Genomic DNA, 22950 nt, shown 5'->3' with positions numbered 1-22950 from the left:
GATCCCCGTGTGAGACCGATAGATCGCGCCTATCGATCCGCCTCGGGATTAATAGGAAATTCCTATCCCGAAAAATGAAACAATCGATTGGCCCTATCGATTTTCACCCTTTATGGGTGCTCTCGCATTTCTTGCAGGAGAATTTCATGTCCGTGATCAACACCCAGATCAAACCCTTCACCGCCCAGGCCTATAAGGGCGGCAAGTTCGTCGAAGTCAGCGACGCCGACCTGAAGGGCAAGTGGTCCGTCGTGTTCTTCTACCCGGCCGACTTCACCTTCGTCTGCCCGACGGAACTGGAAGACCTGGCCGACAACTACGCGACGTTCCAGCGCCTGGGCGTGGAGATCTATTCGGTGTCGACCGACACCCACTTCTCGCACAAGGCCTGGCACGACAGCTCGCCGGCCATCGGCAAGATCGAATACACCATGGTCGGCGACCCGTCGGGCACGATCACCAACAACTTCGAAGTGATGCGTCCGGGCGTCGGCCTGGCCGACCGCGGCACCTTCCTGATCGACCCGGAAGGCGTGATCCAGTTCATGGAAATCACCGCCGAAGGCATCGGCCGCAACGCCATCGAGCTGCTGCGCAAGGTCAAGGCCGCCCAGTACGTGGCCAGCCACCCCGGCGAAGTCTGCCCGGCCAAGTGGGAAGAGGGTGAAAAGACCCTGGCCCCGTCGCTCGACCTGGTCGGCAAGATCTAAGCCTACGAAGTTCGTCGCGGCCCTCGGGTCGCGACGACAGGCTCGCCGCCGGTTTCGTCAGCCCACGAAGCCGGCGGCGACGCCCACGATGTCTCGACATTCTCTAGAATCCGGCGCGCCCTTCCCCCTCCCCCCTAGGGAACCGCGCGCCCAACAGTCGGAGCCCCGTCATGTTGGAAGATGGTCTGAAGACCCAGCTGAAAGCCTATCTGCAGAACCTGCGCCAGCCCATCGAGCTGGTCGCTTCGCTCGGCGAGGGCCAGGGTTCCAAGGACATGCTGGCGTTGCTCGAAGACGTCGCCGGCTGCTCGGACAAGGTCAGCCTGAACCTCTCGGGCGACGACGCCCGCAAGCCCTCATTCGCCATCGCCCGCGCCGACGGCAGCGCCGACGTCCGCTTCGCCGGCCTGCCCCTGGGCCACGAATTCACCTCGCTGGTGCTGGCCCTGCTGCACGTGGGCGGCCACCCGCCCAAGTTCGACGCCGAGGTGCTGGACCAGGTCCGCGCCCTGGACGGCGAGTTCCGCTTCGAGACCTATTTCTCGCAGAGCTGCCAGAACTGCCCGGACGTGGTCCAGGCGCTCAACACCATGGCCGCCCTGAACCCGAAGATCTCCCACGTGGCCATCGACGGCGCCCTGTTCCAGGCCGAGGTCGAGGAGCGCCAGGTCATGGCCGTGCCGACCATCCTCTTGAACGGCCAGCCGTTCGGCCAGGGGCGCATGACCCTGGAACAGATCCTGGCCAAGCTGGACACCGGCGCGGCGGCCCGTGACGCCGAGAAGATCAAGACCAAGGACGCCTTCGAGGTTCTGGTCATCGGCGGCGGTCCGGCCGGCGCGGCCTCGGCGATCTACGCCGCCCGCAAGGGCATCCGCACCGGCGTGGCGGCCGAGCGCTTCGGCGGCCAGGTGCTGGACACCATGGCCATCGAGAACTTCATCTCGGTCTCGCACACCGAGGGCCCGCGCCTGGCCGCCAATCTGGAACAGCACGTCAAGGACTACGACGTCGACATCATGAACCTGCAGAAGGCCGTGGGCCTGGTTCCGGCCAAGACCCCGGGCGGCCTGATCGAGGTCAAGCTCGAGAACGGCGCCAGCCTGAAGTCGCGCAGCGTGATCCTGTCGACCGGCGCCCGCTGGCGGAACATCAACGTGCCCGGCGAGGCCGAATACAAGAACAAGGGCGTGGCCTATTGCCCGCACTGCGACGGCCCGCTGTTCAAGGGCAAGCGCGTGGCGGTGATCGGCGGCGGCAACAGCGGCGTCGAGGCGGCCATCGACCTGGCCGGCATCGTGGCCCACGTGACCCTGATCGAGTTCGACAGCCAGCTGCGCGCCGACGCGGTGCTCCAGCGCAAGCTGGCCAGCCTGCCCAACGTCAAGATCGTCACCTCGGCCATGACCACCGAGGTGCTGGGCGACGGCGCCAAGGTGACCGGCCTGACCTACAAGGACCGCAACCACGACACCGCCCACCAGGTCGACCTGGAAGGCGTCTTCGTGCAGATCGGCCTGGTGCCCAACACCGAATGGCTGAAGGACACGGGCGTGGCGCTCAGCAATCGCGGCGAGATCGAGGTCGATCATCGCGGCGCGACCTCGCTGCCCGGGGTGTTCGCCGCCGGCGACGCCACGACCACGCCCTACAAGCAGATCGTCATCGCCATGGGCGAGGGCTCCAAGGCGGCCCTGTCGGCCTTCGACTATCTGATCCGCCAGGAACCGGCGGTCCCGGCCGAGCAGGAAGCGGCCTGATCCGCTTTCGCCGACCGCCTGGAAGCCGTCGCGCTCGCCCTTCGGGGCCGGCGCGGCGGCTTTCGTGCGTCTGGAGATGCGGCAATGCGCCTTCGCCGATCACGCGATCTGGACCTCGACAGCAATCTTGACCGCGGGCTATCCTGTTAACGAATGGGCAAATGATTCTGCGGGGCCAGGGGTCGAATCAGCGCGATGGGCGTTGAGTCCGCGGATCGTTACGAGGTGGGCAAGATGAGGCTGCTGTCGAAGGGCGATCGCAACACCAAGGGCGGAGTGAAGCCCGTGATGCTCGCCGCGGAAAATGACCGTCCCGAAACCGAGAGCGCCGACCGTCTGGTCGAGGCGACCCAGGCCATCGGCGTCCGCTACGAGACCATCCACGGCGGGCTGGACAGCATCAGCCGCGTGGTCGAGCACCTGCGGGCCATCGAGCCGCTGCTGTCGGAGATCCGCGCCCCGGTCGCCGAGGAGTTCGAGGCCCGCCGCGCCGAGCACGCCGAACTGATCGCCCTGCGCGCGGCCTTCGAACAGTCCTCGCGCCAGCTGGCCCAGGCCCAGGCCGAGGAACGCGATCTGTCGGCCAAGCTGGCCGCTTCCGAGGCCGCCCTGGTCGAGTCCGACGCCCGCCGCCAGGCCCTGGACGTCGCCCTCGAGGACGGCGCCCTGGAAATCGACCGCCTGCGCAACGGCCTGCAGCAGTCCGACCTGAAGGTCGGCGGCCTGGAAGCCTCCCTGCGCGACGCCACCGCCCGCGCCGATCACCTGTCGCAGGACGTCGAGACCCTGCGCGGCCAGACCCAGGACATCGACGCCCGTCGCGGCGAGTCCGAGGCGGCTCTCGCCGCCGCCAAGCAGCAGTCGGCCCTGCAGGTCGAAGAGCTGGGCACCCTGAAGAAGCGCCTGGACCAGGCCGGTTCGGACGTGGCCCGCCTGTCGCGCATCGAGACCGAGCTGGAAGCCCAGATCGCCGCCGAGCGCGCCCGCCTGCTGGCTTCGGAGAACGCCCTGGCCACCGTCCAGGCCGACACCGCCCGCACGATCCGGGGCCTGGAGGCCCAGGTCGAGTCGGGTCGCACCGAGGTTTCGGGCCTGCAGACCCGTCTGGAGACCGCCACCGGCCGCGCCGACAAGCTGGAAGAGATGAACGGCCAGATCTCGGCCCGCCTCAACGACTCCAGCGCCCAGCAGCAGGCCGTCGAGCGCCGCGCCGGCGATCTCAACGTCGCCCTGGAGCGCGCCCTGGAGCGGGTTCGCAATCTGGAGGATGAGGTCGAGGACCTGCGCGCCCGTCACGCCGGGGTCGACACCGCCCGCGCCGCCGCCATCGAGCGCGCCGACCAGCTGGCCAAGGCCGTCGGCGGTCACGAAAAGGCGCTCAAGCGCGCCGAGGAACGCGCCGCCCAGCTGCGCACCCGCTTCGAGGCCCTGCAGGCCTCGGAAGACGAGACCCGCCGCGCCCACGACGACAAGATCGCCGAGATGCAGGCCGAGATCGAACGGATCCGCTCCGAGGCCGCCCTGGCCGAAGGCGCCCTGGAGACCGCCCGCCGCGACCGTGCCCGCCTCCAGATGGCCCTGCTCGGCGCCACCAGCGACGACATCCAGGCCGCCGGCTAGTCGCCGATCGCCTCACCGAATGCATGGACCCCGGGCCTCGCGCCCGGGGTTTTTGCTTTCTGGAGCTAGGGCGCCTTGCCCGTCTCGACATAGACCTTGAACCGGTCGAACTGCTCGCCCAGCACCCGGTCGACGATGGGCGCGATCTTGTCGAGTCCGCCGGCCATATAGCCGCCGACGTCATAGGTCTGGACCAGCGTGGTCTGGCCGTCCTTCTCGCTCAGGGTCCAGCCCAGATGCCCGGTCGCGCCGCTCATCTGCAGCGGCCCCAGGGCGCCGGCCAGCCGCAAGCCCTGGCCCGGCTGGGCGAAGACCACGGTCATGTGCATCACCGACCCGCCATTGGGCAACTTCTCGCAGAAGCACCCGCCGGCCATGGGCGCCAGCGACAGATTGGCCGCCGAGCCGGACCAGGTATGGTCCTTGCTCCACCACTGCGAAGGCTGGGCCAGGGCGGCGTAGACCTTGTCGGCCGGCGCGTTCAACACCGCCGTGCGCTTGACCTGGAAGCCGTTCGGCTGGGCGTCGACCACCTCGGCCCGCGAAACGGCCGGCAAAGCGGCGGCGAGCGCCAGGGTCGTCGCCAGGATCAAGGTCCGCATGGGCGCTCTCCGTCGGAAAAGCAGAGGTTGATCACGGCTTCGTCCAGCGTCAACCTCGACCCGGCCGATGTCGGCGCAAGGGGCGGGGGACGCGATGAAGGTGAAATTCTGGCGCGGCGTGATGGCGGCGGCCTGCCTGCTCGGAGCGGCGGGTCCAGCCCTGGCGCGGGACGGAAAGGTCGACGCCTCCCTGGCCGCCTATGCCGACGACAGCGCCTCGGCGACCCTGGCCGACGGCCGCAAGATCCACATGGTCTGCATGGGGCAGGGCTCGCCCACCGTGATCCTGACCGCGGGTCTGGGCGACTGGGGCGCGGTCTGGGGCAAGGTGCAGCCGGCCATCGCCAAGACCACCCGGGTCTGCGCCTGGGATCGGCCGGGCGCGGGCTTCAGTTCGCCCAGTCCTAAGCCCCAGACCGTGGACAACACCACGGCCGACCTGGATGAGGCCCTGCGGGCCGGAGGGGTCAAGGGGCCCTACGTCATGGTCGGTCATTCGCTGGGCGGCTACGAGAGCCTGCTTTTCACCGACCGGCATCGTTCGGACGTGGCCGGCATGGTGCTGGTCGACCCCAGCATCCCCGACCAGATGGCGGTCTTCGCCAAGGCCGCGCCGGCGTTCAGCAAGTGGGTCGGGGCCTATTTCGCCGAGGGACTGTCCCAGGTCCGAGGCTGCGCACGGGACCTGCGGAGCGGGACCCTGGCGCCTGGAAAGCCCGATCCCGTCGGGTGTCTCAGCCAGTCGCCCACCTATCCGCCGTCGCTGAGCCAGAGTCTGACGCGCTTCCAGACCGACCCGGCCGTGTTCGACACCATGGCCTCGCTGATGGAGAACTTCGATCGTGACGGCCAGATCGTGGCTCGGCCCGGCCGAGCCTATGGCGACCTGCCGCTCGTCGTGCTGACCGCCACCGTGCCCCAGCCGTTCCCGCCAGGCACGTCGGACGAGGTCCGCAAGGACGGGCCGCTGTTCATGGCGGCGTTCTCGCGGGGCCATGACGACATCGCCGCGCTGTCGAGCCGAGGCGTCAATCGCCCCGTGCCCGGCGCCAGCCACTACATCCAGGTCCAGAAGCCCGAGGTGGTCATCGAGGCGATCCAGACGGTGATCGCCCAGGCGCGAGGGAATTAGGCGCGAGGCGGCTAGGCCGCCTCGAATTCCAGCGGCCCGCCCCAGAAGGTCTGGACCAGGGCGTTCTGCGGGCCGGGCGCGCCGGTGGTCAGGAACTTGCGCGAACCGCCGGTTCCAGGGTCCAGCTCCGGATGGCGTTGCAGATAGAGCTCCAAGGCGTCGGCGGTGGACGTCGGCTGCTGGATCATCGGCGTGCCGGCCGGCAGGGCCGCCCGAAAGATGTCGGCGATGATCTCGTAATGGGTGCAGCCCAGCACCGCGCGGTCGGGATAGCGGCCGATGCGGGTCTTCAGGGCCAGGACATAGCCCTCCACCGCCTTGGCCAGATCCACCGCCCCGGCGTCGGCCTCGATCATCGGCACCAGGTCCGGGCAGGGCTGGGAGAAGACCGCGATGTCCTGCTTGCGCTTGTCGATCTCGATCTCGTAGACGCGCGAGTTGGTCGTGCCCTGGGTCGAGAACACGCCCAGCACGTCCAGCTGCTCGACCTTGTCGCCGCGCCGCTCGGCTTCGTGCTCCCAGGGCAGGCCGGTGGCGGCCTCGATGGTCGGCACGATGATGCCCAGCACGTTGACCGGCCGGCCCAGGGCCTTGCGGTAGCCCGGCAGCCAGGTCTGCTGCAGCCGGCGCAGGGCGATGGCCGAGGCGGTGTTGCAGGCCAGGACCACCAGGCTGGCGCCGGCGTCGAACAGCCGCTCGCAGCCGGCCCGGGTCAGGTCGACGACCTCTTCGCCGGGCCGTCCGCCATAGGGGGCGTTGGCCTGGTCGGCGAGATAGATGAAGTCCGCCTGGGGCAGACGCTGCACGAGGGCGCGGTGGACCGTGAGGCCGCCCACGCCGGAGTCGAAGACGCCGATGGACATGCCCCTGGCTTAGCGCGCCGCCGCTTCACCGTCCACGCGGCGCGAGCCGGATTCCGATGGAGAAACGGTGCAGCCAAATTCCGATGGTCTAAGATATATCGAAAATCCCCTTGACCCGATCTAATTTCGATATATCTATAATTCCGATATAACGGAAAGGATCTAAACCACATGTTTGGACGTCATCATCACCACGGTCGCCACATGGGCCATCACGGCGGGCATCACAGCCGCCATCCCTTCGGCTTCCACGGCCACGAAGGCCCGCACCGCCGCGGCGGCCGCATGGGCCGGTTCTTCGATCACGGCGACCTGCGCCTGGTCGTGCTCAAGCTGATCGCCGACAAGCCCAGCCATGGCTACGAGCTGATCAAGGCCGTCGAGACCGCCGCCGGCGGCGCCTATACGCCCAGCCCCGGCGTCATCTACCCGACCCTGACCCTGCTGGAAGAGCTGGCCTATGTCACCGCGGCCGACGCCGGCGGCGGCAAGAAGCTCTATACGATCACCGACGAAGGCCGGGCCTTCCTCGAAACCAACAGCCAGCCGGTCGATGGCCTGTTCGCCCGAATGGCCGAGGCGGCCTCCCAGAGCGCGGCCTTCTCGCCGCAGATCATGCGGGCCCGCGAGAACCTCAAGACCGCCCTGCGCCTGAAGCTGACCGGCGGGGCCCTGACCCCCGAACAGGTCTCAGCCATCGCTAAGGTCATGGACGACGCGGCCGCGGCCATCGAGGGGGTCTAGGCGTCATGCAGAGCCACGCCCGCCTGAACACCGACAAGGCCGCGCGCTACATGACCCAGCTGGCCAGGCACTGGAGCCACAGGTTCGAGGTGTCGTACGACGACATCTCGGCCTTGATCCCTCTGCCGCTGGGGACCTGCAGCATGCTGGTCGATCCCGAGGGCCTGGCGATCACCGTCGAGGCCGTCGACCTGGAGGCCCTGGCCCGGCTGGAGGACGTGGTGGCCCAGCATCTGCTGCGTTTCGCCTTCCGCGAACCGGTCGACCGCCTGGCCTGGACCCGAGCCTGGGAGGCGGGGCGGATCGATCCGCCCGCCCTGCGGATCAACCGCGCGTCCTAGCCGTGCCTCCCAGGGTTGTCACTTTTTTGAGATGATCTGGGGACAGTCGATCAAACTTGCTTGCGCGTGTCCTCGAAGGGGCGTTTCATCCGACTCAAGCTCCGGTAGAGAGCTTTGGAGGAAGCCCATGGGTCACGTGGCTCGCGGTGTCGCCTATCGCGCGAGGGAAGACGGGCGCCCGAACCGTCTCGGCTGGCTGCTCTTGATGGCCGCCTTCAATCTGGTGTTGTGGAGCGGGCTCTTCGCCCTGATCGCCAAGGCCACCTAGCGGCTTGCGCCGAGGCGGCGTCGTCAGCGCAGGCCGCGCAGGACGTCCAGACGCCGCATCGCCTTGCCCGGCAGGGCCGAGACCGGCCCCAGCGGCAGGGATTCGGCGATGTCGCGCACGCGGTAGACGGCCCGGCGCGCCAGGGTCGAGACCGAGGGCGCGCCCAGCAGGCCGAAGGTCACCATCTGCTGGCGGTTCGACAGCTCGCGCTTGAACCGGTAGTCGCCCGCGCCCAGGTCCAGCCGACGATAGGGCGCGCCGTCCAGGCTCTTGAGGATGTCCTGGAACAGCAGCAGGCCGGGCGAATAGCGCTCGAACTTCGGGTCGTGGGCGATCAGCCAGCCGTGGATCGTGCCGCCGCCGCGCAGGTGGAAGTGGGCCGCCACCAGCTCCTCGCCCAGGTGCAGGGTATAGAGGCCGCCGCCGAACGTCGGATCGCGGGTCTCCAGCAGATCGTCCATCAGTTTCATGACCCAGGCGGTCTTGAAGAGGTCGGTCTGGCCGGTGGCCGCCAGCTGGGCGCGCTTCCAGGCGATCAGCTTCCAGAAGTCGGCGTGGTCGTCCGACATGGCGGTGAAGCGGGACGGGCCGATCTCGCGCTCGGCCTTGCGGCGCTTCTTGTCGATATCCTTGAGCACGCCCACGCCGGCCGCCTTGCGCTCGGCTTCGTAAGCGGCATAGCCGTCGGCGACCTCGACGATCCACGAGGTGTTCTGGCCGCGGGCATGGCCGAAGAAGGCCGGATCGTCGGCCTGCATGTGGCAGAAGTCGAAGCGCGAGACGCCCAGAGCCCGCAGCATGGCGCGCGGATCGGCCGGAAAGCCGGGGCGGGCGACCAGGGCCTGGTAGTCGCACATCGGCGCGCCCACCGGCATGGCCGAGGAGCCGCGCGTGCGCACGCCCAGGAAGGCGGCGGGCTGGCCGGCCATGTCGTACTGGACCGCCACCTTGACCGCGCTGGTCGGACCTTGAGCGCGGGCCACCGCCTCGGCCCACAGGGGCGACAGGAACGGACTGTCGAAGCGCGCCTCGCCGGCCTGGGCGGCCGACCAGGCCGCGCGGACCTCCGCGGGCAGCTCCAGTGCGGGGAAGACGTCGATCTTCAAGGCCAACCTCGATCCAGCCCAGGCGGAACGCCGGCCGGAATTCGGGGCCATAGTGCCGTGGATAGATTGAATGAGGGTTTACGGCCCGGAAACGGCGTTTTCCGGGCCGCCTTGTCACGTCAGTCCATCAGCTTCTTGGACAGGTAGACATATTCCAGCGCCTGGCGCCGCGCGGTCTCGGCCAGGTTGGCGGCCGCGGCGTGGCCGCCGTCGAGGTTCTCGTAATAGAGCACCGGATAGCCCAGCTCCATCAGCCGCGCGGCGGCCTTGCGGGCGTGGGACGGATGGACCCGGTCGTCCTTGGTCGAGGTCTCGATGAACACCTCGGGATAGGGCTTGCCGGCCTTGAGGTTCGAATAGGGATCGTACTTGGCGATCACCGCCCGCTCGGACGGGATGGTCGGGTCGCCGTATTCGCCCTTCCAGGAGTCGCCCGCGCCGATCTGGGTGTAGCGGATCATGTCGAACAGCGGCACCTGCACGACCACGGCGTTGTAGAGCTCGGGCCGCTGGGTCAGGGCCACGCCCATCAGCAGGCCCCCGTTCGACCCGCCCATGATCCCCAGCCGGCGGGGCGAGGTGATCTTGCGGGCGATCAGGTCCTGGGAGACGGCGAAGAAGTCGTCATAGGCCTTCTGGCGATTGGCCTTCAGGGCCGCGTCGTGCCAGGCCGGGCCGAACTCGCCGCCGCCCCGGATGTTGGCCACGACGTAAGTGCCGCCGCGCTCCAGCCAGAGCTTGCCCATCACCCCCGAATAGGCCGGGGTCATCGACACCTGGAAGCCGCCATAGGCGTAGAGCAGGGTCGGGGCCGAGCCGTCGTACTTCACGTCCTTGGGCCGCACGACGAAATAGGGGATCTTGACCCCGTCGCTGCTGACCGCCTCGAACTGCTCGACCACGTGGGTGGAGGCGTCGAAGCGGGCGGGCGAGGCCTTCACCTGCTCCAGCTTCAGCGAGTCGGCGTGGGCCAGCCAGTAGGTCGAGGGCGTCAGATAGCCGGTGACGCTGACGAACAGGCGGTCGTCCTTCTGCGAGGCCGAGCCCAGGCCGATCGTCGAATTGGCCGGCAGGGCCAGGTCCTGGCGCGCCCAGCCCTTGGGGCCGTGGGTGAAGACCAGGGCCTTGCCGGTGACGTTGTCCAGGAGGCCCACCACAAGCTTGTCGCGGGTCGAGGTCACCTGCTCCACCGACTGCTTGGCGGTGGGACGCAGCACCAGGGTGGCCGGCGCCGTCTCGGGCTTGGCCTTCAGGGTCGCCAGGTCGTAGCTGACCAGGTCGCCGGTCTTGAAGCCCTTCTCCGGCCAGTCCTGGTCCAGCGACACCAGCACCTGGCCGGCCACATAGGCCTGGATCGAGTGCTTCAGCGGCAGGGGCAGCTTCACCGCGCCCGCCTCGGTCAACAGGTAGGTCTCGCTCTCGAAGAAGCTGACCCCGCGATGGACGGTGACGGCCGCGACCTCGCCGTCGGCCTCGGTCAGGACGCTGGGCGAGACGGCGACGTCGTCGGTCACGCCGCGGAACACCTCCTTGGCCGAGGCCAGCGGCGCGCCGCGCTTCCATGCCTTCACGACGTAGGCATAGCCCGACTTGGTCACCTGGCCCGGCTCCCATTCGCGGGCCACCAGCAGGGTGTCCTTGTCGATCCACGAAACGCTCTGCTTGCCCTCGGGCAGTTCGAAACCGCCGGGCACGAAGGCCTTCGTCTTGATGTCGAATTCGCGGATCGTCACCGCATCCTTGCCGCCGTTCGACAGGGTCAGCAGGCAGCGGCTCTCGTCGGACGGCAGGCAGCTGGCGCCCTTGAACACCCAGTTGGCGTTCTCGGCCTTGGACAGGGCGTCGATGTCCAGGATCGTCTCCCACTGCGGCGCGGCGGTGCGATAGCTGTCCAGCGTCGTCTTGCGCCAGAGGCCGCGCACATGCTCGGCGTCCTGCCAGAAGTTGCGCAGGGTCCCGTCGTCGGCGAACGACACGCCCGGCACGCGGTCCTTGGCGTTGAGGATGGCCAGGGCCTGGCTCTCAAGGCCCGCATAGCGGGCGTCGCCCTGCAGCACGGCCAGGCTCCGGGCGTTCTCGGCCTTGGCCCAGGCCAGCGGCCGCTCGCCCTCGATCTCTTCCATCCACTTGTAGGGATCGTCCTTGCCCAGTTCGGCCAGCGGCGTGCGGACTTCGGTGGCGGGGACGGGATCGGCGGCTTGGGCGGCGATTGGGGCGGCTGTGGTCATGAGGCTCGTGGAGGCGAGGAGGGCGAGAAGCAGGCTACGCATCTAGGGATCCGACTGGAGACATGACAGGTGGAAACATCACAGGGGCGCCACCGTGGCCCTAGTCGCCGCTGTTGGGAAGCTTGAGGATTTCGCCGCAGGCCTTGCAGTGCACGGCGTCGGGGTCGTGGCGGTTCAGGGCGCAGCAGGGGCACTCGAACGTCACCTTGTGCGGCTTGAGGATCGACTGGATCAGGCCGATGAACAGCGACACCCCGCCCAGCATCACCGCCATCGACAGCAGCTTGCCCCACACGCCGGGCAGGGTGACGTCGCCATAGCCCGTGGTCGTCAGGCTGGTGACGGTGAAATAGAGGGCGTCCACATAGCCGGCGATGCCCTCGTGGCGTCCGGCGAAGCTGGAATAGACGAAGCCGGTAATCACGAAGACGAAGGTCAGCAGCGTGGCGGCCGCGCGGGTGATGTCCTCCACCCGGGTGTCGTCATAGCGCCGGCCGATGGTGCGCCAGAAGAACTCGCTGTGGATCAGGGTCCACAGCCGCATCACCCGCAGGAAGCCGAAATTGAACAGCCAGGCCGGGAACAGCAGGGTGGCCAGCACGAACAGGTCGACCCAGACGATCGGCTTCTTCAGCCAGGCCTTCAGGTCGCCATAGGCGATGGCCCGGGCCAGCAGGTCCAGGCTCAGGAAGCCGGCGACCCCGTAGTCGATCAGGTAGAAAGTCAGGCCGTGGCGGCGCATCAGCGGGGCGGCGATGAAGAAGGCGATGATCGCCAGGTCCACGACCAGGATCCCGTACCGGAACCGCACGGCCGTCGGCGAAGCGCCGTGATAGAGCGCGCGAAGCCGGGCGCGCAGGCGCAGACCTTCGGTGTTTTCGGCTGTCAAACGGACCATCCTGTCGGCCAACTGTCCTGTTCGCCCAGTAGAACGCCGTGGATCCTGTTTTGCGATCCCTGTTGAGGGCGGTTCCTGTGTGCGCTTCAGCGAGGGGTTTTCTTCGGCGCGACGCACTTGCCCCCTACGGACCGCTTCGCGGTCGTCTTCCCCCATAGGGGGAAGAGCTGCGTGCGTGCGGCGTCCTCCGCCCCCTACGGGGGCGGACAGACCGCGAAGCGGTCAGGTGGGGGCAAGTGGGTGCGCTCCCACGCCAAACTGGCCATGAGCTGGTGGGAAGGGTGCGAAGCGCCCGGGCCTCGCCCGGATGATTTGCAGTTTTGAGTACCGTTTCGACGAAGTTCGAGCGCTTCGCGCGGCCGTTATCCGGAAGCCCGCGACGCTGAGCCCTGTTAGGGCCTCGCCGCCTTGAAGCCTCCGACGGGCGGAACCAGGCCAACGCGCCCGATCCCGGACCGCGAGCGCATCACCGCCCGCCTGCTGCTGTGTCGGCCCCTATCCAACGCCGTTTATTTTCGAGGCCCGGCCGGCACCAGATGGATGGGGTTGGTCCTCCGAAGAGAACCACCGACAGAGCTTCCCGCTCGATCGCCCCCGAAAGCCGCAACGGTCGCCGTACGTGCGCCCTTCCCGTGCTTTCAGGTGACATCAGGATACGGGAGGTCCGCACGAGGGGGATAAGTTAGGTCGAGAAAGTTCAAGCGCTTGAAATCGCTTAACTCCGGTCGCTATCCGCTGAGGATAGAGCCTGCTGATGGGGACACGCGCATGCGTGTGTCCCCAGTCGTGATCGCCGAAACGCCGGGGACATGCACTCACGGCAAGGCCTCGGCGGGTTGATCGACGACTTCAAGGTGAGTGCGTGTCCCCACCTTCGGGCACGGCGCCTCCAGGCTCGGCGGACGACTTGGGGGACACGCACTCACATCAAACGCTCTGCAAACCGGCCGGCTCACGGCCGTGAGAGCATGTCCCCTGGGCGGTCGCGGCTTGGTTCCGCGCCACGAAAACCCGCGCTCAAAACGCCGCAGTGCGGCGCCGCCTCTGACTCGGCGCAGGTTTTCCACTATATAGCGCGGACCATGAGCCGCTCGTTTCTCAAGATGAACGGTCTCGGCAACGACTTCGTCGTGATCGAGACCCTGACCCAGCCCTTCAATCCGACCCCGGACGAGATCCGCGCGATCGCGAAACGTGAGGGCGGGATCGGCTGCGACCAGGTGATCGCCATCGACCCGCCGCGCGCGGAAGGCGCGTCGGCCTATGTGCGGTTCTGGAATTCCGACGGCGAGGAGACCGGCGCCTGCGGCAACGGCACCCGCTGCGTGGCGTGGCTGCTGATGCAATCGGCCAAGAAGGACAGCGTGGCCTTCGACACCGTGGCCGGGCGCCTGTCGGGCGTGATGGCCGGCGACAAGCTGGTCACCGTCGACATGGGCCGGCCGGGCCTGGCGTGGAACCAGATTCCCCTGGCCGAGGAGATGGACACGGTCGGGATCGAGCTGCAGGTCGGCCCGATCGACGCGCCGCTGGTCCACACGCCCGGTTGCGTCTCGATGGGCAATCCGCATGTGGTGTTCTTCGTGGAAGCCCCGGTCAGCGACGACTTCGCGCGCGGCACGGGGAGTCTCGTCGAGCATCACCCGCTGTTCCCGGAAGGCGTCAATGTCGGCTTCGCCCATATCGCCGCACGCGACCATATCCAGCTGAAGGTCTGGGAACGCGGGGCGGGCCTGACGGCCGCCTGCGGCACCGGCGCCTGCGCGGCCCAGGTGGCCGCCGTGCGTCGCGGCCTGACGGACCGGGTGGCCAAGGTCGAGTTCGAGAGCGGCGCCCTGACCATCGAATGGCGCGAGTCCGACGGCCACGTGATCATGACCGGTCCCGTGACCATGGAGTTCACCGGCAAGCTGCCGGAGAAGGTTGCCGCATGACCATCCATCCCGCCATCGGACCGGGCAAGACGGCGGTCGTGACCGGCGCGGCCGACGGCATCGGCCTGGCCGCCGCCCAGGCCTTCGCCGCGCGCGGCATGAACGTGGTCATGGCCGACATCATGGGCCGGGCGCTCAAGAAAGCCGCCGACGCCATCGGCGAAAACGCCCTGGCCGTGGAGACCGACGTCGCCGACCGCGCCGCCGTCCAGGCCCTGCGCGACGCCGCCGTCGACAGGTTCGGCGCCATCGACGTGCTGATGAACAACGCCGGGGTCGGCGGCGGGGGCGACGCCTTCTCGGGCGAAGACCCGTGGACGCGCGTGCTCGACGTCAATCTGTGGGGCGTGATCAACGGCGTCCAGGTGATCGGCGAGGAGATGGCCGCCAGCGGCCGCCCGGGCCTGATCATCAACACCGGTTCCAAGCAGGGCATAACCCAGCCGCCGGGCAACACGGCCTACAATGTCTCCAAGTCGGCGGTGAAGGCCCTGACGGAAGGCCTGGCCCACACCCTGCGCGAGATCGTCGATTGCCAGGTGGACGCCCGCCTGCTGATCCCCGGCTATGTCTTCACCGGCATGACCCGGCGCGGCGCGCCCAAGCCGCCGGGCGCCTGGACGGCCGAAGAGACCGTCGCCTTCATGCTGGAGAGCATCCAGCGCGGCGACTTCTACATCCTCTGCCCCGACAACGACGTGCCGCGCGCGCTCGACGAAAAGCGCATGGCCTGGGCCATGGGCGACGTCATCGAGAACCGCCCGGCCCTGTCGCGCTGGCATCCCGACTGGAAGGACGCCTTCGCGGCGTTTGTCGAGTCGTGACGACCTATACGCTTATCTCGCGGCCGCCGAAGCCCAAGCCTGAAGTCGGCGAGGAGGGTGGCCCGGCCACGACGATGTCGGGGCCGGACGGCGTCGACGTCGTCACCTTCGGCTGCCGGCTGAACGCCTACGAGTCCGAGGCCATCCGGGCGCGGGCCTCGGCCGACGGCCTCGCCGACGCGGTGGTGTTCAACACTTGCGCGGTGACCAACGAGGCCGTGCGCCAGGCGCGGCAGGCGATCCGCAAGGCCCGCCGCGAACGGCCGGACGCCCGGCTGATCGTCACCGGCTGCGCCGCCCAGATCGACCCCGCCGCCTTCGCCGCCATGCCGGAAGTGGACCTGGTGCTGGGCAACGCCGAGAAGGCCGCGCCGGGCGCGCTGCTCGACACCTCCACCCGCGTGCGGGTCAACGACATCATGTCGATCAAGGAGACCGCCGGTCACCTGATCGCCGGCCTGAAGGATCGCGCCCGGGCCTATGTGGAGGTCCAGAACGGCTGCGATCACCGCTGCACCTTCTGCATCATCCCCTATGGCCGCGGAAACTCGCGCTCGGCCCCGGCCGGCGAGGTGGTCGAGCAGGTCCGCCGCCTGGCGGCCGAGGGCTATAACGAGGTGGTGCTGACCGGCGTCGACGTCACCTCGTGGGGCGCCGACCTGCCCGGCCAGCCGACCCTGGGCCAGCTGGTGGGGCGGATCCTGAGGCTGGTCCCGGACCTGCCGCGCCTGCGCCTGTCGTCCATCGACGCGGCCGAGATCGATCCGGATCTCTTCAAGCTGCTGGAGACCGAGCCGCGCCTGATGCCCTACCTGCATCTGAGCCTGCAGGCCGGCGACAACATGATCCTCAAGCGCATGAAGCGCCGCCACAGCCGCGAGGACGCCCTGAAGCTGGTCGCCGAAGTGCGCCGCGTGCGCCCCGACACCGCCTTCGGCGCCGACCTGATCGCCGGCTTCCCGACCGAGACGGAAGAGGCCTTCGCCAACACCCTGAAGCTGGTCGAGGAGGCGGGCCTGGCCTTCCTGCACGTCTTCCCTTACAGCGCCCGCCCCGGCACGCCGGCCGCGCGGATGCCGCCGGTGAAGGGTCCGGTGATCAAGGACCGCGCCCGTCGCCTGCGCGAGGCGGGCCAGGCCGGGCTCGAGCGCCACCTCCAGCGCCAGGTGGGCCGCGTGCTGTCGGGCCTGGTCGAGCGCGAGGGCGTGGCCCGGGCCGAGGACTTCACCGAGATCGCCTTCGCGGGTGAGGCGCCTCAGGGCCAGATCGCCGCCTTCCGCGTGGTCGGCCACGACGGGACCCGGGTCCTGGCGGAGCTCGCCGCCTAGGACATGAGGGGACGCGACCTGACCGCCGCCCTGGTCGCGGCCCTGCTGATCTCGTCGCCGGTCCTGGCCCAGGACGTGCCTTTCGTGCCCGCCATCCCGGTCCCGAAGACCGAGGACACCCCGCCCGCGCCGTTCAAGCCTATCGGCCCGATCCAGCCGGTCGAGCTGAGCGTGATGACCTACAATGTCGAGGGCCTGCCCTGGCCGATCCGGTCTGGGCGCGGGTCCAAGCTCAAGGAGATCGGCCGCCAGCTGGCCGCCCTGCGCGAGAAGGGCCTGGAGCCCGACGTCGTCCTGCTGCAGGAGGGCTTCCGCGACGAGGTCGACGACCTGATCGAGCTCTCCGGCTACCCCTACGTCGCCAAGGGGCCGCGCAAGAAGCAGCGCGACGGCAGCCAGCTGCAGAAGGAAGACCGGCCGCGCTACAAGCGGGTCAAGTACCGCCGCAAGGGCGAGGGCTGGGGCAAGTGGGGCTCCAGCGGCCTGTGGGTGCTGAGCAACCATCCGATCAACTGGGTGAAGTCTCATGCCTATCACTACTGCGCGGGGCTGGACTGCCTGGCCAACAAGGGGGTCATGCTTGTCAGCCTGGACGTGCCGGGTCTGCCCACGCCCGTCGAGATCGCCGACACCCACCTGAACTCCAAGGGCGCCTCGGGCGTGCCGCGGGGCCGCAACCGCACCGCCCACCACCTGCAGGCCGCGGAGCTCGGCCAGTTCATGGCGACCGACCGCACGCCCGGCGCGCCGCTGATCGTCGGCGGCGACTTCAACGTCATGCATGCGCCCGACCGCTACGACTACGTCATGCAGCGCTATCCGTTCGAGGTGGTCAGCGAGGTCTGCTTCAAGACCCCCACGAGCTGCGACGCCAAGATCAGCGCCGACGGCGACGCCCCGTGGCTGGACACTCAGGACCTGATCGGCTTCAAGCCCGGCGACCGGGTGGCGATCCGGCCGATCCAGGTGGAGGCCCGCTTCGACGGCTCGGCCACCGGCGGGCCGGTGCTGTCCGATCACGACGCCTACGAGGTCACCTTCCGCCTGACGCCGATCCCCCTGCTGCCGGTCCCGCCGCACAAGCCCTGAGGTTTCCGATGTCCGATCAAGTTCTGACCGGTGGCTGCCAATGCGGCGCGGTGCGCTTCCGCGTCGAGGGCGAGCCGGGACGCGCCTCGATCTGCCACTGCCGCATGTGCCAGAAGGCCTTCGCCGGGCCGTTCGGGGCGCTGGTGACGGTGAATGTCGCCGACCTGGCCTGGACCCGCGGGACGCCGGCGGGCTTCCAGAGCTCCGACGCCATCCGCCGCGGCTTCTGCGCCGCCTGCGGCACGCCCCTGACCTTCGAATGGAGCGCCGACAAGATCGACCTGGCCGTCTTCGCCTTCGACGATCCCTCGCGGGTCGAGCCCGGCGTGCAGCTGGCCGTCGAAGGCCGTCCGGCCTGGATGGATCACCTGGCCGACATACCCGTGCGCCCGCCGATGGGTCCGTCAGGCGCGGTGGTCAGTCGCCAGCACCCGGATCACGAGACCTGAAAGGTTGTTCCCGCCTTGGGAATTTTATTGTTCCAAATCTGGGAACATGCTAACCTTCCCTCGTGAACGTCGTGACGAAGAGAATTCTGCAGGCGTTCTGGACGAAGCATCCAAACGCCAAGGGGCCGCTGATCGCCTGGTACGATCATGCGAGGGCGGCTCAATGGCGGACGCCGCAGGACATCAAGGATGATTTCCGCAGCGCCGATTTCGTCGGCGACAACCGGGTCATCTTCGACATCGGCGGCAACAATTATCGTGTGGTGGTGCGGGTTTCGTACACCTTCAAACAGATCCTGGTGAAGTTCGTCGGCACGCACGCGGACTACGACAAGATCGATCCGGAGACGGTGTGATGACCAAGATCGGCATTATTCGCGACGAAGCCGGTTACGCTGAGGCCCTGGCGGAATTCGAGACCTATTTCGACAATGAGCCCGAAGCCGGCAGCGACGCCGGAGATCGGTTCGAGCTGCTGGGCCTGCTGCTGGCCAAGTATGAGGAAGACCGTTTTCCTCTTCCGAGGACCGGCCCGGTCGAGGCGATCCGCTTCGCCATGGACCGCCAGGGTCTGGGCCAATCGGATCTTGCCGAACTGCTGGGTTCGCGGTCGCGGGCTTCGGAGATTCTCAACGGTCGCCGGGATCTGACCCTGCCGCAGATCCGGCTACTGTCGAAGTCGTGGAACATACCGGCTCAGGCTCTGATCGCCGAGGTCGAGGCCGCTTAAGGCGCGGGCGCGTCCTCGCCCCCGGCAAACCCCGGCAGGCTCCAGCCCAGCTTGAGGGCGCAGGCCCGCAGGCCGAAGGCGGCGACGAAGCCGGCGATCCCGGCCGGCCAGAAGTCGACATGGAACAGGGTCGTCAGCCCCGCGAACACCGAGGCGCCCAGCAGGGCGGCGGTGATGTAGATCTCGCGGCGCAGCAGGAGGTTCGGCTCCTCGGCCAGCACGTCGCGGATCACCCCGCCGAAGGCGGTGGTCAGGACGCCCATGACGACCGCCGTGAACGGATGGACGTGCAGGCTCAGCGCCTTGGCCGTGCCGACCACGGCGTAGGCGGCCATACCCAGGGCGTCCAGCCACAACAGGGCCCGGAACCGCCAGCCGCGTTTGCCCAGCAGCCAGACGGCCAGGGCGGCGGCCAGGCACACCATGATGTAGCCGGGCCGCTGGATCCAGAACACCGGGGCGTCGATCAGCAGGTCGCGCAGGGTGCCGCCCCCCACGCCGGTGATCGCCGCGAAGAAGCCGAAGGTGATGATGTCGTGCTTGCGATGCGCCGCCGCCAGCGCGCCGGTCGCGCCGAACACCGCGACGGCGGCGTAATCCAGCCAGAAAAGGGTCGTCGAAAGCGCGTCCATTGGCGTTTGATGCCACACCCCGCTAAAGGAACGCCATGAGCGAAAAGCCCGAGCAGAAAAAAGGCTGGTTCCAGCGGCTGACGGCCGGCCTGGCCCGGTCGTCCCAGCAGATGACCGAACAGGTCACCGGCGCCTTCACCAAGAAGCCGCTGGACCAGGAACAGCTGGACCAGCTGGAGGAGATGCTGATCGAGGCGGACCTGGGCCCCCAGATCGCCGCCCGCATCGCCGACGCCTTCGGCAAGGCGCGCTTCGGCAAGTCGTCGACCGATATCGAGGTCAAGGAGGCCCTGGCCGAACTGGTCGCCGCCGAGCTGACCGACCGTGAAGGTACCTTCGATCCGCTGTCCGGCCCCAAGCCCTATGTGGTGCTGTTCATCGGCGTCAACGGCTCGGGCAAGACCACCACCCTGGGCAAGATCGCCTCGGACCTGACGGGCAAGAAGGCCAAGGTGCTGATCGCCGCCGGCGACACCTTCCGCGCCGCCGCCGTCGAGCAGCTGAAGGTCTGGGCCGACCGGGCCGGCGCCGACTTCATGTCCAAGCCCCCCGGCTCGGACTCCGCGGCCCTGGCCTTCGAGGCCGTCGAGCGCGCCCGCGCCGAGGGCCACGACGTGGTGCTGATCGACACCGCCGGCCGGCTGCAGAACAAGCAGGGGCTGATGGACGAACTGCTGAAGGTGATCCGGGTGATCAAGAAGGTCGATCCGGACGCCCCGCACGAGACCCTGCTGGTGCTGGACGCCACGGTGGGCCGCAACGCCCTGGCCCAGGAGAAGATCTTCGGCAACCAGGTCGGCGTGTCCGGGATTGTGATGACCAAGCTGGACGGCACCGCGCGCGGCGGGGTGCTGGTCCCGGTGGCCCGCGCCTCGGACAGCCCGATCAAGCTGATCGGCGTAGGTGAAGGCGTGGACGACCTGCAACCCTTCGACGCGCGGGCCTTCTCGCGCTCGCTGGTCGGCCTGGAGGACTGAGCCATGACCGACACTCCGCCTGCCGCCAGGAAAAAGAACGCCGCCTGGGTGCGCACCGCCATCGACTACGGCGCGCCGGTCGCGTTCGGCGTCGCCTTCTTCGCCACCGGCCGCAACTTCCAGACCGCCACCTGGGTGCTGGTCGCCGCCTCGGCCCTGGCCCTGATCCTGGGCTATGTGGTCGAGCGCCGCGTGGCCCTGCTGCCGCTGTTCTCCGGCGTCATGGCCCTGATCTTCGGGACCCTGGGCCTGGTGTTCCACAGCGACGTGTTCGTGAAGATCAAGGTCACCGTGGTCAACGCGGCCCTGGCCCTGTTCATGATCGGCGGCGTCCTGACCCATCGCGCGCCGCTGAAGGCCCTGATGGGCGAGGCCGTCCATCTGCCCGACGAAGCCTGGCGCACCCTGACCCTGCGCTATGGCGGCTATTTCGCCTTCGCGGCCGTCGCCAACGAGATCGTCCGCCTCACCCAGACCACCGACACCTGGGTGAAGTTCCGTATCGGCCTGTTGCCCCTGGCCATCCTGTTCTCGCTCAGCCAGGTGCCCTTCATGATGAAGCACATCGCCAAGGGCGACGAGGCCAAGACCCCCGAACCGCCGGACGCGGGTTTCTAGGCCAAGCATTTTCAAGCGAAGTGGCTTTCGGTTCGCGTGAAGAAAATGCGTTGAAGCAAAGAATCGAGATCGACAGCCCACGGACCGTCTGTCGTCAAATCGACGTGTAACCGTGGTACTGAAAGGTCCGTCGGCGGAAACGAAGGGCGACGGACCATGGCCAAGACCAAGGGCGACAAGGGCGAGAGCAGAAACGACCAGGGTGGAGCGCTTTCGCGTTCGCCCAGCCATCTGCTTCACCGGGTCCTGCAGCTGGCCCTCGACATCTATGCCGAGGAGAGCGGCCCGGGCGGCGTCACCCAGCGTCAGTACGCGGTGCTGGCGGCCGTGGCCGAGAACGAGGGCGTCACCCAGACGGGCCTGGTCCGCGCCACCGGCATCGACCGCTCCACCCTGGCCGACATGGTCGCCCGGATGATCACCAAGGGTCACCTGGAACGCCAGCGCTCGGATCTGGACGCCCGCGCCAACACCGTCAGCCTCACCCCCGCCGGCGCCGCCGTGCTGGAGGAGAGCCGCCCCAAGGTGGCCATGGCCGACGCCCGCATTCTTGCATTGCTCAAGCCCTCCAAGCGCGAGGGCTTCCTCGAGCTGCTCAGCGACATGGCCGTCTCCGACGTCCACGCCGAGCCCGAGGTGAAGGCCAAGAAGCCGAAGGCCCCCAAGGCCGAGAAGCCGGCCAAGAAGGACAAGAAGCCCAAGAAGGACAAGGCGGCCAAGAAGGCGGCCTGATCGTTCGCGCTCACCCTTCAGCCGTCATCCCGGGCCTTGTGCCCGGGACCCCTGGTTCAGCTGACGGTGAAGTGCAATGGCGCGCTCGGCGCGCCACCCTCTTGCACCTGCGGCGGATAGAGGGGGCCCGGGCACGAGGCCCGGGATGACGGACGCTGGGGGCGGTTGTGAAACCCTTAGGTCCCCGCCCGGCGAGCCTCTAGACTTCGTCCACGCCGAAAGGGCGGCTCGGCCCGCCGGATCCCCCTGGCGCGCGAGCGTCCAGGCAGGAGCCGCCATGGCCAAGGGTCAGAAGAAGTCCAACAAGGAAATCCGCAAACCGAAGGCCGACAAGAAGACGCCCGCGGCCTCGGCCTCGCCGTTCATCGTCACGGCGGCGAAGAAGTAGGGCGGACCCCTATTTGCGCCTTCGTCCCACGAAGGGAGCCATCCTTACATCTCACGGCGAGACGATCGCCGTGAGATGTAAGGTTCGCACCGACCCGTTGCGGACTTTCGGCTGCGGGGCTTAACCTAGGATGGATTGGAGGCCGTCCCATGATGCAAGCGATGGTAGCTGCGGTAATCGTCCTGAGCGCCGTGGCGCTGCTTACAGTGATGTCTCTCCGCGCGGACCACCGCTTCGCGGACCAACCCCGGCTGCCGATGCAGTGGGGAGGGGATGGCTCGGTAAACTGGACCGCGCCCCGGAAGGTCGCGCTCGCATTCACCCCGATGCTGGCTGCGATCTGCTTGGCCCTCATCGCTGCCGCAGCAGCGTTCGTAAAACCGAGGCCTGGTCAGGAAGGCCTTGTCATACCGGTAGTCGCCTTCTGTGCGGTCGTCTTCCTCTCAGTGCACGCCTTCCATCTCTGGCTGATCCGGCGGGCGCTCAATAAGCAGCAGTAAGCCGCACCGCAATGCGCAGGTACGCGACCGCTTTCCACCCCTAGCCGCCACTACGAATCTCACGCCCCAAACGCGAACCGCCCGCCTCGCGGCAGCGAGACGGGCGGTCGACGATCCGAAACTCGGAAAGGCCTTAGGCGGGCTGTTGCACGCCGGCTTCGTTCAGCCATTCCAGGATCTTGGCCTTGGGCATGGCGCCCACCTTCATCGAGGCCATCTGGCCGTCGCGGAACAGCATCATGGTCGGGATGCCGCGCACGCCGTAGCGCGAGGGGGTGGTGGGGCTGTCCTCGATATTGACCTTGGCGACGGTCACCACGTCGGCCAGTTCCTCGGAGATCTGCTCCAGGGCCGGGGCGATCTGCTTACAGGGACCGCACCATTCGGCCCAGAAATCGACCAGCACGGGCTTGCCGGCCTTGAGGACGTCCTGTTCGAAGGACTCGTCGGTCACCACGACGGTGCTCATCTGTTGCT

Annotated in this window: 26 protein-coding genes; 19 read left to right on the top strand and 7 right to left on the bottom strand. The window is 68.1% G+C overall.

Features of this window, described 5'->3' with window-relative positions; genetic code table 11:
* Window positions 1–146: 146 nt before the first annotated feature.
* The 3 genes from ahpC (at window position 147) to AC07OA_RS04975 (ending at window position 4090) form a co-directional block, all read left to right on the top strand.
* Window positions 147–710 carry an alkyl hydroperoxide reductase subunit C gene (gene ahpC / locus AC07OA_RS04985; RefSeq protein WP_494662651.1) on the top strand — a complete coding sequence of 188 codons (564 nt, stop codon included), beginning with the start codon at window positions 147–149 and terminating at the stop codon, window positions 708–710.
* 170 nt (window positions 711–880) lie between these two features.
* Window positions 881–2470, top strand: a complete 1590-nt coding sequence (ahpF, locus tag AC07OA_RS04980) for an alkyl hydroperoxide reductase subunit F (protein ID WP_494662650.1) — start codon at window positions 881–883, stop codon at window positions 2468–2470.
* Between the two features lie 234 nt (window positions 2471–2704).
* On the top strand, window positions 2705–4090 hold the full coding sequence (locus AC07OA_RS04975) for an intermediate filament-like cell shape determinant CreS (protein WP_494662649.1): 1386 nt from the start codon (window positions 2705–2707) through the stop codon (window positions 4088–4090).
* Between the two features lie 65 nt (window positions 4091–4155).
* On the opposite strand, the gene AC07OA_RS04970 is transcribed toward AC07OA_RS04975, so the two are convergent.
* Window positions 4156–4692 (bottom strand): SRPBCC family protein, encoded by a 537-nt coding sequence (locus AC07OA_RS04970; RefSeq protein ID WP_494662648.1) that lies wholly within the window; start codon window positions 4690–4692, stop codon window positions 4156–4158.
* A gap of 94 nt (window positions 4693–4786) precedes the next feature.
* Here AC07OA_RS04970 and AC07OA_RS04965 point away from each other — a divergent pair, with 94 nt between their 5' ends.
* Entirely contained in the window at window positions 4787–5824 is a 1038-nt protein-coding gene (locus AC07OA_RS04965) for an alpha/beta hydrolase (protein WP_494662647.1), read from the top strand.
* A gap of 11 nt (window positions 5825–5835) precedes the next feature.
* Here AC07OA_RS04965 and AC07OA_RS04960 read toward each other — a convergent pair whose 3' ends face one another.
* Window positions 5836–6687, bottom strand: a complete 852-nt coding sequence (locus AC07OA_RS04960; RefSeq protein ID WP_494662646.1) for a glutamate racemase — start codon at window positions 6685–6687, stop codon at window positions 5836–5838.
* A 171-nt stretch (window positions 6688–6858) separates the two neighbouring features.
* Between AC07OA_RS04960 and AC07OA_RS04955 the strand changes: the two genes are divergently transcribed.
* The 3 genes from AC07OA_RS04955 to AC07OA_RS04945 all read left to right on the top strand — a co-directional run bounded on the left by AC07OA_RS04955 (window position 6859) and on the right by AC07OA_RS04945 (window position 8040).
* A complete protein-coding gene (locus AC07OA_RS04955; RefSeq protein ID WP_494662645.1) occupies window positions 6859–7431 on the top strand; it encodes a PadR family transcriptional regulator in 573 nt (190 codons plus the stop codon).
* A gap of 5 nt (window positions 7432–7436) precedes the next feature.
* The gene (locus AC07OA_RS04950) at window positions 7437–7772 is read left to right on the top strand and encodes a DUF2218 domain-containing protein (RefSeq protein ID WP_494662644.1); all 336 of its coding nucleotides are present in this window, start codon (window positions 7437–7439) and stop codon (window positions 7770–7772) included.
* A 127-nt stretch (window positions 7773–7899) separates the two neighbouring features.
* Window positions 7900–8040 (top strand): hypothetical protein, encoded by a 141-nt coding sequence (locus AC07OA_RS04945; RefSeq protein ID WP_494662643.1) that lies wholly within the window; start codon window positions 7900–7902, stop codon window positions 8038–8040.
* 23 nt (window positions 8041–8063) lie between these two features.
* On the opposite strand, the gene AC07OA_RS04940 is transcribed toward AC07OA_RS04945, so the two are convergent.
* The 3 genes from AC07OA_RS04940 to AC07OA_RS04930 all read right to left on the bottom strand — a co-directional run bounded on the left by AC07OA_RS04940 (window position 8064) and on the right by AC07OA_RS04930 (window position 12272).
* Entirely contained in the window at window positions 8064–9146 is a 1083-nt protein-coding gene (locus tag AC07OA_RS04940; RefSeq protein WP_494662642.1) for a GNAT family N-acetyltransferase, read from the bottom strand.
* 119 nt (window positions 9147–9265) lie between these two features.
* Window positions 9266–11416, bottom strand: a complete 2151-nt coding sequence (locus AC07OA_RS04935) for a prolyl oligopeptidase family serine peptidase (RefSeq protein WP_494662641.1) — start codon at window positions 11414–11416, stop codon at window positions 9266–9268.
* 58 nt (window positions 11417–11474) lie between these two features.
* Complete coding sequence (locus AC07OA_RS04930) at window positions 11475–12272, bottom strand: potassium channel family protein (protein WP_494662640.1); 798 nt, start codon at window positions 12270–12272, stop codon at window positions 11475–11477.
* A gap of 1082 nt (window positions 12273–13354) precedes the next feature.
* Between AC07OA_RS04930 and dapF the strand changes: the two genes are divergently transcribed.
* The 7 genes from dapF to AC07OA_RS04895 all read left to right on the top strand — a co-directional run bounded on the left by dapF (window position 13355) and on the right by AC07OA_RS04895 (window position 18626).
* Window positions 13355–14206 (top strand): diaminopimelate epimerase, encoded by an 852-nt coding sequence (gene dapF / locus AC07OA_RS04925; RefSeq protein ID WP_494662639.1) that lies wholly within the window; start codon window positions 13355–13357, stop codon window positions 14204–14206.
* The gene (locus AC07OA_RS04920; RefSeq protein ID WP_494662638.1) at window positions 14119–15030 is read left to right on the top strand and encodes an SDR family NAD(P)-dependent oxidoreductase; all 912 of its coding nucleotides are present in this window, start codon (window positions 14119–14121) and stop codon (window positions 15028–15030) included. The genes dapF and AC07OA_RS04920 overlap by 88 nt, the downstream gene beginning before the upstream one ends.
* A complete protein-coding gene (gene mtaB, locus AC07OA_RS04915; protein WP_494662637.1) occupies window positions 15027–16358 on the top strand; it encodes a tRNA (N(6)-L-threonylcarbamoyladenosine(37)-C(2))-methylthiotransferase MtaB in 1332 nt (443 codons plus the stop codon). The genes AC07OA_RS04920 and mtaB overlap by 4 nt, the downstream gene beginning before the upstream one ends.
* 3 nt (window positions 16359–16361) lie before the next feature.
* A complete protein-coding gene (locus AC07OA_RS04910; RefSeq protein ID WP_494662636.1) occupies window positions 16362–17447 on the top strand; it encodes an endonuclease/exonuclease/phosphatase family protein in 1086 nt (361 codons plus the stop codon).
* 8 nt (window positions 17448–17455) lie between these two features.
* Window positions 17456–17896 carry a GFA family protein gene (locus AC07OA_RS04905; protein ID WP_494662635.1) on the top strand — a complete coding sequence of 147 codons (441 nt, stop codon included), beginning with the start codon at window positions 17456–17458 and terminating at the stop codon, window positions 17894–17896.
* A gap of 62 nt (window positions 17897–17958) precedes the next feature.
* Window positions 17959–18252, top strand: a complete 294-nt coding sequence (locus tag AC07OA_RS04900) for a type II toxin-antitoxin system HigB family toxin (RefSeq protein ID WP_494662634.1) — start codon at window positions 17959–17961, stop codon at window positions 18250–18252.
* Window positions 18252–18626 (top strand): helix-turn-helix domain-containing protein, encoded by a 375-nt coding sequence (locus tag AC07OA_RS04895; protein WP_494662633.1) that lies wholly within the window; start codon window positions 18252–18254, stop codon window positions 18624–18626. Before AC07OA_RS04900 ends, AC07OA_RS04895 begins: the two co-directional genes overlap by 1 nt.
* Here AC07OA_RS04895 and AC07OA_RS04890 read toward each other — a convergent pair.
* Window positions 18623–19258 (bottom strand): trimeric intracellular cation channel family protein, encoded by a 636-nt coding sequence (locus AC07OA_RS04890; protein WP_494662632.1) that lies wholly within the window; start codon window positions 19256–19258, stop codon window positions 18623–18625. The genes AC07OA_RS04895 and AC07OA_RS04890 overlap by 4 nt on opposite strands.
* Before the next feature lie 35 nt (window positions 19259–19293).
* Here AC07OA_RS04890 and ftsY point away from each other — a divergent pair, with 35 nt between their 5' ends.
* From ftsY to AC07OA_RS04865, 5 genes are all read left to right on the top strand, one after another.
* Window positions 19294–20235, top strand: coding sequence for a signal recognition particle-docking protein FtsY (ftsY, locus tag AC07OA_RS04885; RefSeq protein WP_494662631.1), 942 nt, complete (start codon window positions 19294–19296; stop codon window positions 20233–20235).
* Between the two features lie 3 nt (window positions 20236–20238).
* Window positions 20239–20853 (top strand): inner membrane-spanning protein YciB, encoded by a 615-nt coding sequence (locus tag AC07OA_RS04880; protein WP_494662630.1) that lies wholly within the window; start codon window positions 20239–20241, stop codon window positions 20851–20853.
* 156 nt (window positions 20854–21009) lie between these two features.
* Window positions 21010–21585: a MarR family winged helix-turn-helix transcriptional regulator gene (locus AC07OA_RS04875; RefSeq protein ID WP_494662629.1), complete on the top strand. Its 576-nt coding sequence runs from the start codon at window positions 21010–21012 to the stop codon at window positions 21583–21585.
* A 277-nt stretch (window positions 21586–21862) separates the two neighbouring features.
* Complete coding sequence (locus tag AC07OA_RS04870; RefSeq protein ID WP_494662628.1) at window positions 21863–21973, top strand: hypothetical protein; 111 nt, start codon at window positions 21863–21865, stop codon at window positions 21971–21973.
* Window positions 21974–22122: 149 nt separating this feature from the next.
* A complete protein-coding gene (locus AC07OA_RS04865; RefSeq protein WP_494662627.1) occupies window positions 22123–22473 on the top strand; it encodes a hypothetical protein in 351 nt (116 codons plus the stop codon).
* A 133-nt stretch (window positions 22474–22606) separates the two neighbouring features.
* Here AC07OA_RS04865 and trxA read toward each other — a convergent pair whose 3' ends face one another.
* Window positions 22607–22942, bottom strand: a complete 336-nt coding sequence (gene trxA, locus AC07OA_RS04860) for a thioredoxin (RefSeq protein ID WP_494662626.1) — start codon at window positions 22940–22942, stop codon at window positions 22607–22609.
* Between the last annotated feature and the right edge of the window lie 8 nt (window positions 22943–22950).

It is taken from the genome of Caulobacter sp. GW821-FHT09B08 (assembly GCF_059418225.1).
Note: the sequence above shows the minus strand (reverse complement) of the source record. Positions and strands in the feature narration are given on the sequence as shown.